We start from the raw sequence: 15,740 nt of genomic DNA, 5'->3' as shown, positions 1-15,740 counted from the left end.
GCTGGCAGCATGTCGGGCGTGCCTTCCCACCTCGCGCGCTGGACCGGCCTGGTCGGCTCGATGCTGCTCGCGCTGTCCGCCTTCCTCGGAGGCGCGTTCCCCAGCGGCCCCCTGCGCAGCACCCCGGTCAGCATCTGGCAGGGCGCCAACGGCCCGCTGGTCCTGGCCGCCTGGGTGGTCGGCACGGGCCTGATGGCGTACGCCTGGTGGGCTCTGCGCGACGGAGGGCCGTCGACGCGCTGGGCCCTGGTCACCGTGGGGCTCTGGCTGCTGCCGTTGCTCGTCGCACCGCCCTTCGGCAGCCGGGACGTGTACGCGTACGCCTGCCAGGGCGCCAGCTTCACCGGCGGCATCAGCCCGTACGAGCACGGCGTCTCCGCGCTGCCGTGTCCCTGGCTGGACACGGTCTCCGTCATCTGGCGGGACACCCCAGCGCCGTACGGACCGCTCTTCGTGCTTGTCGCGGGCGCCGTGGTCAAGGTCGGCGGCTCGCTGAACGCCAGCATCGTGCTGTTCCGGGCGCTGTCGCTGCTCGGCGTCGTGTTGACCGCGTGGGCGCTGCCGGTGCTGGCGCGTCGGGCCGGAGTGCCGGCCAAGCGGGCGGTGTGGCTGGCGCTGGGCTCCCCGCTGGTCGCGGCGCACCTGATCGGTGGTCCCCACAACGACGTGCTGATGCTCGCCGCGCTGGTCGGAGGGTTGGCCGTGGTGGCGTCGCACCCGGGTCGGCGCGGAATGCTGCTGGTCGGCGGCTTGCTGCTCGGAGTCGCGGTGGCGATCAAGGTCACCGCCGTGGTGGTGGTCCCGTTCGCCGCGCTGGCGGCCACCGCGGGGCCGTACCGGATCCGAACGCTGATCCGCGACGGCGGCTGGGTGGTCGGCGGCGGCGCCGCCGCCGTCGTGGGAGTGACCATCGCCGGTGGGCTGGACTTCGGCTGGGTCGGCGGGCTGTCCCAGGGCGGCGCCGCCATCGCCTGGACATCCCCGCCGACCGCGGTCGGACAGACGATCGGGTACGTCGCGGCACCGTTCGGCGGTCACATCGACGCGCTGCCCGTGACGCGCGGGATCGCCGTGGTGCTCCTGGCCGTGCTGCTCGTCTGGCTCTGGTGGCGGGCCCGCACCCGCGACCCGCTGTTCCACGCCGGACTCGCGCTCGCCCTCACCGTCGCGCTCTCGCCCGTGGTGCACCCCTGGTACTGGACCTGGCCGTTGTTCGTGTTGGCAGCGACCGCCCGGCGGACCGGCTGGTTCATCGTGGTCGCCCTGGTCGGGTCCTTCCTGGTGCTGCCCGACGGCACGGGGCTGCCCCGGTACACCAAGACGGTCGGGGCGCCGCTGATGACGCTGTTGGTGATCGTGCTGGTCGTCCGGTTGGTACGGTCGGCTCGGGCGGCCCGTCAGCCGGTCGCCGCCGACTGAGGGAAGGTGCGCCGGTGACCGCTCCCGGCGCGCCTCCTGGTCCGCCTACGGCTGGTCCGCCGGCTGGTCCGTCTTCGGCTGGTTGGCGGTCGGCTTGCTTCGCCAGGTATGCGGGGCTGGCCGGGGCGATCCTGCTCGCCGTGGCCGGGTACCTCGGCGGGGCACTGCCCGACGCCCCGCTGGGCGCGACACCGGAGTCGATCTGGCAAGCCCCGGACGGCCCGGCGACGCTGACCTGCTGGCTGGCCGGAACGGCGCTGCTGGTCGGGGCCTGGTGGTCGTTGCGCGCGGGTGCCCCGTCGACCCGGTGGGCGTACGCCACCGCCGGACTGTGGACGTTGCCGCTTCTGGTCGCGCCGCCGCTGGGCAGTCGCGACGTCTACTCGTACGCCTGCCAGGGCTGGACGTACGCGCACGGCGTCGACCCGTACGCCGTTCCGGTGGCGGCGGCGGGCTGCCCGTGGCTGGACACGGTGGCACCGATCTGGCGGGACACCCCTGCGCCGTACGGGCCGGTGTTCGTGCTGCTCGCGGCCCTCGCGGTCAGTCTCGGCGGCGGGCTCACCGGCGCGGTCGTGCTGCTGCGCGTGATCGCCGTGGCGGGGCTGCTGCTGGCCGCGTTCTGCCTGCCCGGATTGGCGCGGGCGGCCGGGGTGCCGACCCGCCGGGCGGCCTGGCTGGCGCTGGCCGGCCCGCTGGTCGGGGTACACCTGGTGGCCGGGGCACACAACGACGCGGTGATGCTGGGCCTGCTGCTGTGCGGGCTGCTGATCGTGGTCCGCCGACCGGGTCGGCCGTCGGCGTTGCTGCTCGCCGGGGTGCTGCTCGGGCTGGCGGTGACGGTGAAGGCGAGCGCCGTGGTGGTGGTGCCGTTCGCCGCGCTGGCCGCCGTGCACGGCCGCCACACCGTACGGGCGCTGCTGCGCGACGGCGGCTGGCTCGCTGGCGGGCTGCTCGCCGCGTTGCTGGTCACCTCGGCGCTGTCCGGCCTCGGGTTCGGCTGGGTGGGCGGGCTGACCCACAGCGGTGACTCGGAGCAGTGGACGTCGCCGCCCACCGCCGTCGGCCTGGTCGTGGACTACGCGGGCGCGCTGGTCGGCCGGGACCCGCAGGCGGTGCCGGTGGTCCGGGGGGTCGCGTTGCTGCTGCTGGCCGGGGTGCTGGTGGTGCTCTGGTGGCGGGCCTGGCAGACACTGCGCGGGTTGAACGACGACCGGCCTCGGGTGGCGCGGGTCGAGGTGGCGCAGCCCTTGGTGGCGCGGGTCGAGGTGGCGCAGCCCTTGGTGGCGCTGCACGGTGCGGCGTTGGCGCTGGTCGCCACCGTCGTCCTGTCCCCGGTCTTCCACCCCTGGTACGCGACCTGGCCCCTGGCGCTGCTCGCGCTGACCGCCACGAGGACGACGTGGTTCGTGCTGCCAGCAGCGGCGGCGGCCTTCCTGACCCTGCCCGACGGCACCAACCTGGCCCGTTTCACGAAGGCCCCCGGCGCCGTGGCGATGACCGCCCTGCTCCTGTTCCTGCTCGCGCTCGCATTCGTGCTCCGCCGCCGCGCGACTGCGGGTCCAACCCGTCGATCATGAGGTTGACGGGCGACGAAACGGACGGAATCTCCGGGCAACCTCATGATCGTCAAGCTGGTGCGGTCAAGATCGTGCTCGAACATGGATGTAGTGGTGTCAGGCGCGCAGGATGCCACTACATCCAGGATCGAGCACGATCTTGGCGCGGGCGGGGCGGGGCGGGGCGTGGCGTGGCGTGGCGTGGCGGGGCGGGGCGGGGCGGGGCGGGGCCGCGCGGGGCCGCGCGGCTCGGGGCCGGGGGAGACTCCGTTGATCATGAGGTTGGCGGGCGTGCCGTCGGGGTGTGGTCAGGGTTGTGCGCCGCAGGTGGGGCAGGCTTTGCCGGTGTGCTGGGTGGCGGGGTTTCGGCGGGTGCGAGCGAGGATGGTCAGGAGCAGCACGGCGGGACCGGCGAGCGCGACGGCGACGGCGCTCCCGGCCAGCTGCGTGAAGGTGACGGCGCCCTGTATCCCGCCGATGCCGCCGGCAAGGGCGGGCACCGCCAGGAAACCGGCAGGGGTGAGCAGTGTGACGAGCGCCCAGCCGCCGCGGGCGTCCCCGCCCAGTGCCAGACCCATGGCTAGCAGGGCCGCGACGACCAGCAGCAGCCCGCCGACGGTAGGCAGGAAGATCGTCGGAGTGGTGCCGTAGTAGGTGCCAACCGTTTCCAGGCCTACCAGGAATTCCGTCGTCGCCGCCGCCAACAGTGCGGACAGCAGCGGCGCGAGGCGGATCGCCCTGGAGGGCCGGTCGGGCAGGGCGAGCCCCAACAGGCCCAGCGCCGCCTGCGGCAGCAGCATCAGCAGCGGTGGTCGGGGTGCGTCGAGCGCCGCTGCCACCGGCGGCAGCGCCAGCGTGAGCAGGAGCGCCAGGACGATGGTCAGCCGGGCGATCCGGATCGGCGCGACGGCGATCACCACCGCCGTCAGCAGCCACGCCGCCCACGCGACGACACCGAGCGAGACGAACGGGCCGAGATGGGGGACGCCCCACTCCACGGGCGGCGGATGCAGCTCCGCCACGCCCCAGACACCGGCGAGAGCGCTCGCGGTGACCATCGCCAGCAGCGCCGCGAGGCGTACCCCGGGGATCAGGTCGGTGACGCCCGCGGCCCGCAGCCGCTGGCGGAGGCCGCCGCGCAGCAGGTCCGCGGCGTCCGCCGGCGAGGGCCAGCGTCGGCCCGGGCCGGCGAGATCGAGGTACGTCCCGACGATCTCAGCGCCTCGGGCGCGCCGGTAGTCGGCGGGGTACGCACGCAGCAGCCGGAGGTACCGGCGTTCCAGGTCGTTCATGCCAGCCCTCCCGCCGTGCGCGGGGTGATCGGGCGGGCGGCGCGAGTCCGCGTGGACAGCCGGGTGGTGGCGGCTTCGACGTTGCGCCGCAGCCGCTCGGTCTCGGCGCTCAGGGTGGCCTCGCCGCCGGGGGAGAGGCGGTAGTAGCGGCGCAGCCGGCCGTCCACCACCTCCTCGCCGTCGACCTCGACGAGGCCGGCGTCGACCAGTCGGTCGAGCGCCCCGTAGAGCGTCCCGGGACGCAGCGACACGCGATTGTCGGAGAGGGTGGCGACCTCGCCGATCAGCCCGTAGCCGTGCATCGGCCCGACGGCGAGCGCGGTGAGGATCAGGAAGGTGGGTTCGCGCAGTGGTGTGTCCACCGCCGCAATATATCGGATACGAAGGTATATCGGGGGGCGTTACAAAACGGCTCGGGCCGGCTCCGCGATCGCGGAGCCGGCCCGAGCCGGTAGTGAAGCGACTGCTCAGCAGTCGTAGTACATGGCGAACTCGTGCGGGGTCGGGCGCAGGCGCACCGGGTCGACCTCGTTGGCGCGCTTCCAGTCGACCCAGGTGGAGATCAGGTCGGGGGTGAAGACGCCACCGTCGAGCAGGTAGTCGTGGTCGGCCTCGAGCGAGTCGAGCACGGCCGGCAGCGAGCCCGGCACCTGCTTGACGTCGCCCCACTCCTCCGGCGGGAGGTCGTAGAGGTCCTTGTCGATCGGCGTCGGCGGCTCGATCTTGCTCTTGATGCCGTCCAGACCGGCCATCATCATGGCCGAGAAGGCCAGGTAGACGTTGGCCGACGGGTCCGGAACGCGGAACTCGACGCGCTTGGCCTTCGGGTTGCTGCCGGTCACCGGGATGCGGGTGCAGGCGGAGCGGTTGCGCTGCGAGTAGACCAGGTTGACCGGCGCCTCGAAGCCCGGCACCAGACGACGGTACGAGTTGACCGTCGGGTTGGTGAAGGCGAGCAGCGACGGCGCGTGGTGCAGCAGGCCGCCGATGTACCAGCGGGCCATGTCGGACAGGCCCGCGTAGCCGGTCTCGTCGTAGAACAGCGGCTCACCGTTGAGCCAGAGGCTCTGGTGGGTGTGCATGCCGGAACCGTTGTCGCCGAACAGCGGCTTGGGCATGAAGGTCGCGGTCTTGCCGTTGGCCCAGGCCTCGTTCTTCACGATGTACTTGAAGAGCTGAAGCTGGTCGCCCGCGTGCAGCAGGGTCGAGAACCGGTAGTTGATCTCGGACTGACCGGCGGTGCCCACCTCGTGGTGCGAGCGCTCCACGTTGAAGCCGGTGTCGACGAGCCGGCGCACGATCGAGTCACGCAGGTCGGCGTAGTGGTCGACCGGCGGAACGGGGAAGTAGCCGCCCTTGTACGCGGTCTTGTAGCCACGGTTGCCGCCCGGCTCCTCGCGGCCGGTGTTCCACGCGCCCTCGATCGAGTCGATGTAGTAGAACGACTGGTGCGCCGAGGTCTCGTGGCGGATCGAGTCGAAGATGTAGAACTCCGCCTCGGCGCCGAAGTAGGCGGTGTCGGCGATGCCGCTCGCCGCCAGGTACGCCTCGGCCTTCTTCGCCACGTTGCGCGGGTCACGGCTGTAGGCCTCGCGCGTGAACGGGTCGTGGATGAAGAAGTTGAGCGCGAGAGTCTTCTGCGCGCGGAACGGGTCGATGAATGCGGTGGCGACGTCCGGGAGCAGGAGCATGTCCGACTCGTGGATCGCCTGGAAACCGCGGATCGACGAACCGTCGAACGCGAGGCCGTCGGTGAAGAGGTCGTCGTTGACGGACTCGACCGGCAGGTTGAAGTGCTGCATCACGCCGGGCAGGTCACAGAAACGAACGTCGACGAACTTCACGTCCTCGTTCTTGAGGTATCGCAGCAGTTCCTCGGGATTGGCGAACACACATCCTCCTGGCACGTCCACGGGGTGGCTAGGCTTCTGGCGACGCTATGGCCGTGGGGTTGCCCGGCCATGTCTCCGTTGTTTCTGCCGTGTTACGTCCCTCGCGGAGCGTCAGCGACGCTCCTGTCCACGCCTTCGGCCCGCCGCGAAGGCGGTACCGACTGTGCCAGTGTAATGACATCTGATGCCTTTGGCCTGAATCGGCACACCGTGGCGGCGGCACCCCGGCGAGCCCTCATCCCGGCGCGGATACCCTTGACCGCTGTGACCAATCCGCACGCCCCGGCAGCGCCGGCCACCGACCCGACCTTCACCCCGCCGAGCCTCGGAAAGCGGTTCGGTGCGCTGATCATCGACTGGGTGCTCTGCCTGCTGGTGTCCAACTTCTTCGCCGACCCGGTACGCGACGGCTGGGCGCCGGTGCTGGTGCTGGTGCTGGTCTACGGCATCTTCCTCGGCCTGTTCGCCCAGACGCCGGGCATGTACATCACGAAGGTCCGCTGCGTGAACTGGCACGACGGTGGTCGCATCGGCGTGCTCCGGGGGCTGATCCGGGGCCTGCTGCTGGCGCTCGTCGTCCCCGCGCTGATCATGGACGAGCACCGCCGCGGCCTGCACGACCGGCTCGCCGACTCGGTGATCGTCGACGCCCCCCGAGGCTGACCCGACGAACCTCGGGGCTGACCTGGACCGCCAGGATCCGCAAGATCGTGCTCGATCCTGGAAGTAGGGGCCTCGGGCGCTGCGGATGCCACTACTTCCTGGATCCAGCACGATCTTGACCTCCGAGGCCGCCGGGCGGCGAGAGCGACCGGGGGCGGGCGCAGTGGGGATGACGCGAAAGAGCCGGACCCGCGCGGGTCCGGCTCTTTTCGGCGTACGGCTAAGGGGTCAGCGGCCCCGCGACTGGCGGAAGGCACCCGGCGGACGCATGTTCTTGGGGATCGCGCCCTTGGGCATCTGCGGCCGGGCGGTGAGCGCCTTGAGTCGCTTGTCCAGCGAGTTGACGTCCTTGCCGGAGAGCGCGCGGGGCAGGCGCAGCAGCGTGGTCCGCAGCTTACGGATCGGCAGCTCGCCCTCGTCCTGCCCGATCACGTAGTCGTGCAGGGGAGCGGAGCCGATCACCTTCGACAGCCGCCGCTTCTCCTGCCCGAGCAGGCTGCGCACCCGCTGCGGGTTGCCCTCGGCCAGCAGGATCACGCCCGGGCGGCCGATCACCAGGTGGATCATGTCCATCTGGGTGGTCGAGCTGACGGCCGGGGTCACCCGCCAGTCGCCGCGCATGTTCTCCATGATCTGCGCCGCCGCGCCGGGCTGCCCCTCGGCGGCGTTCATCATCGCCTTGTTGGACCGGAGGTTGAGCACGATCAGCACCGCGAGCAGGACGAACAGGATGCCGATCGGCAGCCAGATCCAGCTCCAGAGGATGACCGCGACCACGGTGAGGGCGAGCGGGATGAGCACCGCGGCGGCGACCAACGGCGCGAACCACCGGTCCTGCTTGGCGGTGAACTGGAACACCATCCCGATCTGCTTCAGCCGCTGGCCGAACGAGACCTTCTCCTGGGGCTTTGCCATGCCGCAGAGTCTAGTGGTCGCCGCACGCCCGGTTGATCCGCGTCCGGGTGCCGGGGTAGCTGAGTACCTTACGTCGCCGTACGCGTCCGGACCGGGCGGGTAAGGAGGGCTGCGGTCGGCAAGATGAGGCGCTGTGCCCATGCCCGGGTGGGGCCTTCGCGCGAAGAGTCATCAGCAGAAGATGACAACGCCACGAAGGAGCCCGACATGTTCGGCAACGACGCTGAATTCCTGCTCACCCTGCACCGTACGCACGCCGCCGAGCTGCGCGCCGAGGTGGCCGCGGACCGGCTCGCCCGCGCGGTGTCGCGCAGCCCCGGTCGCAGCTGGCTGGGCCGCCGCCAGCAGGCCCGCCACGCCGGCGAGGACCGCCGGTGACCGCGCCCGCCCCGGCCGCGCCGCGCACGGCACCCGCCGTGCTGGCCGGTCGACCGGAGCCCGCCCCGCCGCTCGGTCACCGGCCGGTCGGCGGGGCCGGCGCTGGCGGCCGTCATGGCATGCTCGCTTCCGTGACCGTACGTGCTGCCAGTTCCGTCCTTGTCGGCCGCCACCGTGAGCTGACGACGCTGCGCGACGCGCTGGGCCGGGCACGGGCGGGGGAGCCCACCACCGTGCTGGTCGGCGGCGAGGCGGGCGTGGGTAAGACCCGGCTGCTGGAGGAGTTCGCCGGCTGGGCCACCGACGGCGGCGCGCGGGTGCTGGTCGGCCAGTGCCTGGAGTTGGGCGAGGCCGGTCTGCCGTTCGCCCCGTTCGCCGCCGCACTGCGCGCGGTGCTGCGCGTCGACGGCCCCGACGTGTTCGCCGGATACGAGGCGGAGTTCGCCCGGCTGCTGCCGGAGCTGGGCCGGGTGGCGTTGGCCGCGCCGAGCGCCGCCCCTGTCGGCGACGCCCCGCGCGGCTACCTGTTCGACCTGGTCGCCGAGCTGTTCCAACGACTCGCCGACGCCCGGCCGTTGGTGCTGCTCATCGAGGACCTGCACTGGGCGGACCGTTCCACCCGCGACCTGATCGGCTTCCTGGTCCGGGCGGCCCGACCGGGCCGGCTGCTGCTGATCTGCAGCTACCGCACGGACGAGTTGCAGCGCGGCCACCCGTTGCGCCCGTTCCTGGCCGAGCTGGACCGGGTCCGCGGCGTGGAGCGGGTCGAGCTGGGCCGGCTGGACCGCGACGGCACCGGCGCGATCCTCACCGATCTGCTCGGCGCCGAGCCGCCCGCCCGGGCCGTCGACGACGTCCACCAGCGCACCCAGGGCAACCCCTTCTTCATCGAGGAGCTGGCCGTCGCCGGCGACCCGATCGGCTGCGCGGCACTCCCCGAGACGCTGCGTGACCTGCTGCTGGCCCGGGTGGACCGGCTTCCTGAACCCGCTCAGCGGGTGCTGCGGATCGCCGCGGCCGGCGGCACCCGGTTCGCCCACGACCTGCTCGCCGAGGTCGCCGGCCTGGCCGAGGTCGAGTTGGAGGACGCTCTGCGCGCCGCCGTCGCCGCCCAACTGGTGGTGGCCGACCCGGACGGCGACTACGAGTTCCGGCACGCGCTCGTCCGCGAGGCCGTGCACGACGAGTTGCTGCCCGGCGAGCACGCCCGGCTGCACGCCCGCTTCGCCGCGGCGATCGAGGCCCAGCCGCACCTGGTCGCCGCCGGTCGCTCCCCGGCCGAGATCGCCCACCACTGGTACGCCGCGCACGACCACCCGCGCGCCCTCGTCGCCGCGCGAGCCGCAGCCTGCGCCGCCGCCGAGCGGTACGCGTACGCCGAGCAGCGTCGGCTGTTGGAACGGGCGCTGGAGCTGTGGGAGCTGGTGCCCGACGCCGCCGCCCTGCTCGAACTGGATCACCTGGCGTTGCTGGAGCAGACCCTGGACGCCGCGATCACCGCCGGCGACTTCAGCCGGGCGATCACCCTGACCCGGGCCGGGCTGGCCGAGGTGGACGCCGACGCGGCGCCGTTGCGCGCTGCCCGACTGTTGGACCAGCGGGGTCGACTGCTGGCCCTGCTCGGTAAGAGTGACGGCAGCCGAGAGCTGGGTGAGGCGTACCGGCTCGCGGCCGGTGGCCCGGCCGGCGTGGAGCGGGTCCGGCTGCTCGCCGACATCGCCACGCACCTCGTCAAGATCGATCCTGGGCAGGCCGCCCGGGTGGCCGCCGAGGCGAGTACGGACGCCGAGGCCCTCGGCGAGGAGTTGGTCCTGCTGCCGACGCGGATCGCCCTGCTCTGCCACGGCGAGCGGGATCTGGAGCGTGGGCTGATCGAGCTGGCCGAGGCCGAGGCCACCGCCCGCGCGGCCGGGGACGCACCAGCGTTGGTGCTCGCCAGGGTGTTCCAGTCGGACCTGCTCTGCGAGCTGGGCCGCTACGCCGAGTCCGCCGAGGCGGCCGAGGCCGGGGTGGCCGAGGCGCGGCGGGTGGGGATCAGCCGCTCGACCGGGGCGTACCTGCTGTCCAACCGGGCCGAGGCGCTCATCGCGTTGGGCCGGTGGGACGACGCCGAGGCGGTGTGCGCGGAGGCCGCCCGGATCGACCTGTCGGGCGTCACCGGCCTGCACTGGCTCCAGTTGGGTGCCGGGCTGCGGCTGGCCCGCGCGCACCCGGGCGCCGACGAGCTGGTCGGCCGCGCGCTGGCCTTCCTCGGCCGGCCCTACCTGTGGCCGAACCTGCGGCTGCCCCTGCACGAGCTGGGAATCGAGGCGGCGTTGGCCGCCGACGACAAGGTCGAGGCGGTGCGGGCGGCCCGCGTCGCGGTGGCCGACGAGCGTCTGCCGCAGCTGCCCCGCGAGGGCTGGCCGGTGCTCAGCGCCGTCGCCCGTACCGCCGCCCGGGTGGGTGACCGGGAGCTGGCCGCCGCCGTCACCGCGCTCGCCGCGGACCTGCCGGCCCGGCATCCGGCGGCACGGGCACATGCCGCCCAGGTCACCGCCCTGCTCGCGGTGGGCGACCAGGTCCTGCCGGCGTGGCGTGTGGCGGTGGACGCGTGGCGCGCCGACGGGCAGCCCTACCCGCTCGGTCGGGCGTTGCTGGCGCTGGCCGAGTCGGCCGCCGCCGCGGGCGAGCGGGACGAGGTGTCGGCGGCGGTCACCGAGGCGGCGGAGATCGCCCGGCGGCTGGGCGCGACGCCGCTGGCCGAGACGGCCGCAACCCTGGCGCGGCGGGTCGGCCTGCGCGGGGCGGGTCAGGGCGGGGCCGGCGCCGACCTGTTGACCGCCCGGGAGCGGGAGGTGCTGCGGCTGGTCGCCGAGGGGCACAGCAACAGCCGGATCGCCGAGCGGTTGTTCATCTCCCCGAAGACGGCAAGCGTGCACGTCTCCCGGATCATCGCGAAACTGGGCGTGACCAACCGGGTGGAGGCCGCCGCCCTGGCCCACCGCCTCGGCCTGCTCGCCGAGCCCGCAACCCCCCGCTGACGAGCGCGGAAACGCCAGGCCCGGGCGGCAGCAGGCCGGGGGCGGCCGGCCGCCCTCAGGTACGCGGTAGGTAGATCCGCCAGCCGTCGATCGTTACCAGGTCAAGGCTGCCCGGGGCGGCGCGCAGCCGCTCGTCGAGCACGTTCGCCAACGGCGAGCCGGCCGCCGCGACCCAGGCTGGCGCCGTCGCCCGGTCCACCTCCCGGCGGTACGCGGGGTAGCGGTCGAAACCGGGGCGCAACGTGTCGTCGACGACCGCGCAGACCACCTGTTCGGCGCTGGCGAAGGTGAGCCGGTTGCAGGTCCAGTAGCCGGCCCGCACGTGTCGTACGCCGAGCTTCCGCAGGGTGTCCACCAACTCGGTGTGCCGGGCCTCGGCGGCCCGTGTCGCCGGGACGGTCTGGGCCGCTCGCCAGGTGGCATGGGCGGCGGTGCCGATCGTCGCGGCGAGCACGACCAGCGCGACCGGCCGGGCCAGCGTCCACCCGGTGCCGCGCCGCTCGGACGTCGATGGGCGCAGACCGTGCCGGGCCAGTGTCCACACTGGCCAGAGCAGCGCCGGCAGAGAGATGAGCAGGCAGGACAGGTAGCGGGAACTCTCCACCGGGGTGAGCCCGGCGGAGCTGCTGAGCGTGTACGCGCCGAGGGTGCCCACGGCGGCCAGCACGAGCGCCAACCGCATCGCCGCCGCGACCCGGTCCGTCGGGCCAGCGCCGGCCGGGCTGGCAGGGTCGGCAGCGCCGGCAGAGCCTCCGAAGGCAGCGGAGGAGGCCGCAGAGACGGAGACGGCAGAGTCGCCGGGGGCGGCGGGGCCGGGCGACGGCCGGCGTAGGGTCCGCCAGGCGGTGGCGGCGGTGGCGGCCAGCAGCAGCGGCAGGGCGAGCGCCCACCACAGTTGCCAGGTGGCGCACTGCCCGGGAGCGCAGAAGCCCATGCCGAGCGCTGGGCCGAGCAGCAGGCCGCCGTGCAGCCGGTCCGCCCAGCCCGCGGTGGCGTTCGCACCGCCGGCGGCGAGCACCGCCTGCAGCGGGTTCCGCCCGTTCAGCAGGCTGTGCAGCAGCAGCGGGGCCGCTCCGAGCACGGCCGCCGCCCCGAGCAGTGCCCCGGCCGCCCCGCGCAGCTCCCGGCGGCAGAACGCGACGAGCACGGCGCCGGTCGCCACGACGTACGGCAGCACGAGCGGGTCGACCCAGAGCATCAGGCCGGCCAGGAACCCCCACACCGCCCAGCGCGTCGGCCGCCAGCCGGGCCGTCCACTGGCCAGATCCACGGCGAGCACGGCCAGCGCCACCCCGGCCGCGTTCATCTCGGGGTAGCCGCCGCCGGCGATCAGCTGGTTCTTGATGATCCGGTCGGAGCCGAGGGCCAGCAGCGTCACCACCAGCAGCCCGAACCACCGGTCCCCGGTCAGCCGCAGCGTCAACCGCCAGGCCAGCAGCAGGAACAGCACGTACAGGGCGAGCGTGGGCAGCCGCAGACCAAGCAGCGAGGGCCCACCGGCCAGGGCGAACACCGGCGCGGCCAGGTACGCCTCCAGGGCGCCCATGTACTGCTGGCCGTAGAACCAGACCGGAAAGCCCTCACCCCGGGCGATGTGCAGCGCGGCCAACCCCATGGTGGCCTCGTCGCTGTTCGTCGGAGGCGCGGCGTAGGCCAGCAGCCAGAGCCGGTAACCCACCCCGCTGAGCAGGACCAGCCCGGTGAGCCAGGCGACCAGGCCGGGGTGCGCCCCAGGCCGGGAGCGGGGCTGGCCCGCTCCGCGCGGCTGTTGGCGTACCCCGGCGGTCATCGCACGATCATGACATTCGGCCGCCGGGCCGGTGTGGATCAGGCGGTGGTGGCGACCGAGGTGGTGGCGCGGGCGTCGAGAGCCTGCTGGTACAGCCGGCCGGCCCGGTACGACGAACGCACCAGCGGCCCGCTCATCACGCCGGCGAAGCCGATCTCCTCGGCCTCCTCGCGCAGCTCCACGAACTCCTCCGGCTTGACCCAGCGGGTCACCGGGTGGTGCCGGGGGGAGGGGCGCAGGTACTGCGTGATGGTGATCAGCTCGCAGCCGGCCTCGTGCAGGTCGCGCAGCGCCTGCGAGACCTCGGCGCGTTCCTCGCCCATGCCCAGGATGAGGTTGCTCTTGGTGACCAGGCCGTCGGCGCGGGCCTGCCGGATCACGTCCAGGGAACGGTCGTAGCGGAACGCCGGCCGGATGCGCTTGAAGATGCGCGGCACGGTCTCCACGTTGTGGGCCAGCACCTCGGGGCGGGAGCCGAACACCTCGGCCAACTGCTCGGGGACGGCGTTGAAGTCCGGGATCAGCAGCTCGACGCCGCAGCCGGGCTGCAGGGCGTGGATCTGTCGAACGGTCTCGGCGTACAGCCAGGCGCCGCCGTCGGGCAGGTCGTCACGGGCGACGCCGGTGATGGTGGCGTAGCGCAGCCCCATCGAGACCACCGACTCGGCCACACGGCGCGGCTCGTCGGCATCGAACTCGGCCGGCTTGCCGGTGTCGATCTGGCAGAAGTCGCAGCGCCGGGTGCATTGGTCGCCACCGATGAGGAAGGTGGCCTCCCGGTCCTCCCAACACTCGTAGATGTTGGGGCAGCCGGCCTCCTGGCAGACGGTGTGCAGCCCTTCCCGCGAGACGAGCCCGCGCAGTTGGGTGTACTCCGGGCCCATCTTGGCCTTGACCTTGATCCACGGCGGTTTGCGCTCGATCGGCGTTTCGGCGTTGCGCGCCTCGATCCGCAGCAGACGCCGCCCCTCGGGGGCGGCCGTTGCGGTGCGCGCTGGCTGGCCGGTCGTCGGCGCGGAGTGCTCGATCGTCACGAAAATGAGCCTACGCCGGACGGCAGGCGTCTATGTGCGTCGGGCGACCGGCGTCACGCCCCAGACGTTGTGACGCCGGACACCGGTCTATCGAAAATGGGCGTCATACGCGGGGCTGCCGGGTGCTACGGTCACCGCCAACAGCGACGACGGAGCCGAGTAGCGCCCCGGACCCGCCAGCGCAGAGAGCCGCCGGTGCTGAGAGGCGGTCTGGTGCCGGTGCGCGAAGACCCTCCTGAGCTGCGGGAAGAACGGTTGCGGGTCACCCGCGCCCAGTAGAGCCCGCCCGGTTGGCCCCGGTCATCAGGCGACGAACGAGGCCCCCGCTTCGGCGGGGGTGAAGGTGTGGTGGCACCGCGAGGTTCCCGCTCGCCCACACCTCCCTGGGGCTGACGCGACGCTTCGCCACCCCAGGGCGGCGCAGGCGTGGCGATCGACCGAGGAGCAGTCCGCCATGCAACGAACCCTGTCCCACCAACTGCCCACCCAGGTCGGCGCGACCGTGCGGATCGCCGGCTGGGTACACCGCCGCCGACTGCTCAAGGCGGTGGCGTTCCTGATCGTGCGGGACGCCACCGGCCTGGCCCAGGTGGTCGTGACCGACCCGGCCGTCCGCGCCGAACTGGAGAAACTCACCGAGGAGACGGTCGTCGAGGTCACCGCGACGGTCACCGCGAACGAAACCGCGCCCGCCGGGGTCGAGCTGACCGACCCGACGGTACGTCCGCTCGGGCCGCCCGCCGTGCCGCCACCGTTCGACCTGTACCGGCCGGCGCTCACCGCGAGCCTGCCCACCCAACTCGACAACGCGCCGACCGCGCTGCGGCACCCCACCCGGTCGGCCGCGCTGCGGATCTCGGCGGCTGCGGTGGCCGGGTTCCGGGCAGCCCTCGACGCCCACGACTTCGTGGAGATCCACACGCCGAAGGTGGTCAGCTCCAGCACCGAGAGCGGGGCGAACGTGTTCGCGCTGGACTGGTTCGGCGGGCCCGCGTACCTGGCCCAGTCGCCGCAGTTCTACAAGCAGCTGATGGTCGGCGTCTTCGAACGGGTCTACGAGGTGGGGCCGGTCTTCCGGGCCGAGCCGCACGACACCGTGCGGCACCTCGCGCAGTACACGTCGCTCGACGCGGAGTTGGGCTTCGTCGCCGACCACCGCGACGTGATGCGCGTGCTGCGCGACACCCTGGCCGGGATGCTGGGCACGGTGGGCGAGCGGGCCGGCGCGGCCCTGGCGACGCTCGGCGTCGAACCGCCGCTGGTGCCGGCGGAGATCCCGGCGGTGCACTTCACCGAGGCGCTGACGATCGCGGGCGCGCCCGCCGACGAGCCGGACCTCGCGCCCGCCCACGAACGGGCGTTGAGCGAGTGGGCCCGCCGCGAACACGGTTCGGACTTCCTCTTCGTCACCGGCTACCCGATGGCGAAGCGGCCGTTCTACACCCACCCGGACCCGGCGCGGCCGGCGTACTCGAACGGTTTTGACCTGCTCTTCCGTGGTCTGGAGCTGGTCACCGGCGGGCAGCGGCTGCACCGGCACGCCGACTACCTGGCGGCGTTGGCCGCGCGGGGTGAGCCGGTCGAGCCGTACGCCGGGTACCTGGACGCGTTCCGGCACGGCATGCCACCGCACGGTGGTTTCGCCATCGGCCTGGAGCGTTTCGTGGCCCGCCTGGTCGGCGCGGCCAACATCCGGGAGGTCACCGCGTTCCCGCGCGACCTGCACCGCCTCACTCCGTAAGAGGAGGCACGGGCCGGCGTCGGACGGCGCCGGCC

The 15,740-nt window shown here is 73.2% G+C and carries 12 protein-coding genes; 6 read left to right on the top strand and 6 right to left on the bottom strand.

Annotated elements, in window-relative coordinates; all coding sequences use genetic code 11:
- Positions 1–18: 18 nt before the first annotated feature.
- Entirely contained in the window at positions 19–1,419 is a 1,401-nt protein-coding gene (gene mptB / locus HNR20_RS06360) for a polyprenol phosphomannose-dependent alpha 1,6 mannosyltransferase MptB (protein ID WP_184177281.1), read from the top strand.
- Positions 1,420–1,433: 14 nt separating this feature from the next.
- On the top strand, positions 1,434–2,999 hold the full coding sequence (mptB, locus tag HNR20_RS06355) for a polyprenol phosphomannose-dependent alpha 1,6 mannosyltransferase MptB (protein ID WP_184177279.1): 1,566 nt from the start codon (positions 1,434–1,436) through the stop codon (positions 2,997–2,999).
- A 287-nt stretch (positions 3,000–3,286) separates the two neighbouring features.
- Here the strand turns inward: mptB (HNR20_RS06355) and HNR20_RS06350 are convergent, their stop codons facing one another.
- The 3 genes from HNR20_RS06350 to glnA form a co-directional block, all read right to left on the bottom strand.
- A complete protein-coding gene (locus HNR20_RS06350; RefSeq protein WP_184177277.1) occupies positions 3,287–4,270 on the bottom strand; it encodes a hypothetical protein in 984 nt (327 codons plus the stop codon).
- Positions 4,267–4,632: a PadR family transcriptional regulator gene (locus HNR20_RS06345; RefSeq protein ID WP_184177275.1), complete on the bottom strand. Its 366-nt coding sequence runs from the start codon at positions 4,630–4,632 to the stop codon at positions 4,267–4,269. Before HNR20_RS06345 ends, HNR20_RS06350 begins: the two co-directional genes overlap by 4 nt.
- A gap of 105 nt (positions 4,633–4,737) precedes the next feature.
- Entirely contained in the window at positions 4,738–6,162 is a 1,425-nt protein-coding gene (gene glnA, locus HNR20_RS06340; RefSeq protein ID WP_184177273.1) for a type I glutamate--ammonia ligase, read from the bottom strand.
- A 264-nt stretch (positions 6,163–6,426) separates the two neighbouring features.
- Here glnA and HNR20_RS06335 point away from each other — a divergent pair, with 264 nt between their 5' ends.
- Positions 6,427–6,825, top strand: coding sequence for an RDD family protein (locus tag HNR20_RS06335; protein ID WP_268240289.1), 399 nt, complete (start codon positions 6,427–6,429; stop codon positions 6,823–6,825).
- 228 nt (positions 6,826–7,053) lie between these two features.
- Here the strand turns inward: HNR20_RS06335 and HNR20_RS06330 are convergent, their stop codons facing one another.
- A complete protein-coding gene (locus HNR20_RS06330) occupies positions 7,054–7,740 on the bottom strand; it encodes a DUF4191 domain-containing protein (protein ID WP_184177269.1) in 687 nt (228 codons plus the stop codon).
- Positions 7,741–7,947: 207 nt separating this feature from the next.
- On the opposite strand from HNR20_RS06330, the gene HNR20_RS06325 reads away from it, so the two are divergent.
- Together HNR20_RS06325 and HNR20_RS06320 are read left to right on the top strand one after the other, a co-directional pair.
- Positions 7,948–8,118: a hypothetical protein gene (locus HNR20_RS06325; RefSeq protein ID WP_184177267.1), complete on the top strand. Its 171-nt coding sequence runs from the start codon at positions 7,948–7,950 to the stop codon at positions 8,116–8,118.
- Positions 8,119–8,249: 131 nt separating this feature from the next.
- Complete coding sequence (locus HNR20_RS06320; protein ID WP_229687203.1) at positions 8,250–11,141, top strand: helix-turn-helix transcriptional regulator; 2,892 nt, start codon at positions 8,250–8,252, stop codon at positions 11,139–11,141.
- Between the two features lie 55 nt (positions 11,142–11,196).
- Here HNR20_RS06320 and HNR20_RS06315 read toward each other — a convergent pair whose 3' ends face one another.
- The gene (locus tag HNR20_RS06315) at positions 11,197–12,930 is read right to left on the bottom strand and encodes a hypothetical protein (protein WP_184177265.1); all 1,734 of its coding nucleotides are present in this window, start codon (positions 12,928–12,930) and stop codon (positions 11,197–11,199) included.
- A 38-nt stretch (positions 12,931–12,968) separates the two neighbouring features.
- Positions 12,969–13,964: a lipoyl synthase gene (gene lipA, locus HNR20_RS06310; protein WP_184177263.1), complete on the bottom strand. Its 996-nt coding sequence runs from the start codon at positions 13,962–13,964 to the stop codon at positions 12,969–12,971.
- Between the two features lie 454 nt (positions 13,965–14,418).
- Here lipA and aspS point away from each other — a divergent pair, with 454 nt between their 5' ends.
- The gene (gene aspS / locus HNR20_RS06305) at positions 14,419–15,705 is read left to right on the top strand and encodes an aspartate--tRNA(Asn) ligase (protein ID WP_184177261.1); all 1,287 of its coding nucleotides are present in this window, start codon (positions 14,419–14,421) and stop codon (positions 15,703–15,705) included.
- Positions 15,706–15,740: the final 35 nt, after the last annotated feature.

It is taken from the genome of Micromonospora parathelypteridis (assembly GCF_014201145.1).
GTDB classification, from domain to species: Bacteria; Actinomycetota; Actinomycetes; order Mycobacteriales; family Micromonosporaceae; genus Micromonospora; species Micromonospora parathelypteridis.
Note: the sequence above shows the minus strand (reverse complement) of the source record. Positions and strands in the feature narration are given on the sequence as shown.

Coding starts and splice junctions, on each gene's coding strand:
- aspS (WP_184177261.1), top strand. CDS start 14,419: ATGCAACGAACCCTGTCCCACCAACTGCCCACCCAGGTCGGCGCGACC.
- HNR20_RS06325 (WP_184177267.1), top strand. CDS start 7,948: ATGTTCGGCAACGACGCTGAATTCCTGCTCACCCTGCACCGTACGCAC.
- HNR20_RS06350 (WP_184177277.1), bottom strand. CDS start 4,270: ATGAACGACCTGGAACGCCGGTACCTCCGGCTGCTGCGTGCGTACCCC.
- HNR20_RS06315 (WP_184177265.1), bottom strand. CDS start 12,930: ATGACCGCCGGGGTACGCCAACAGCCGCGCGGAGCGGGCCAGCCCCGC.
- HNR20_RS06330 (WP_184177269.1), bottom strand. CDS start 7,740: ATGGCAAAGCCCCAGGAGAAGGTCTCGTTCGGCCAGCGGCTGAAGCAG.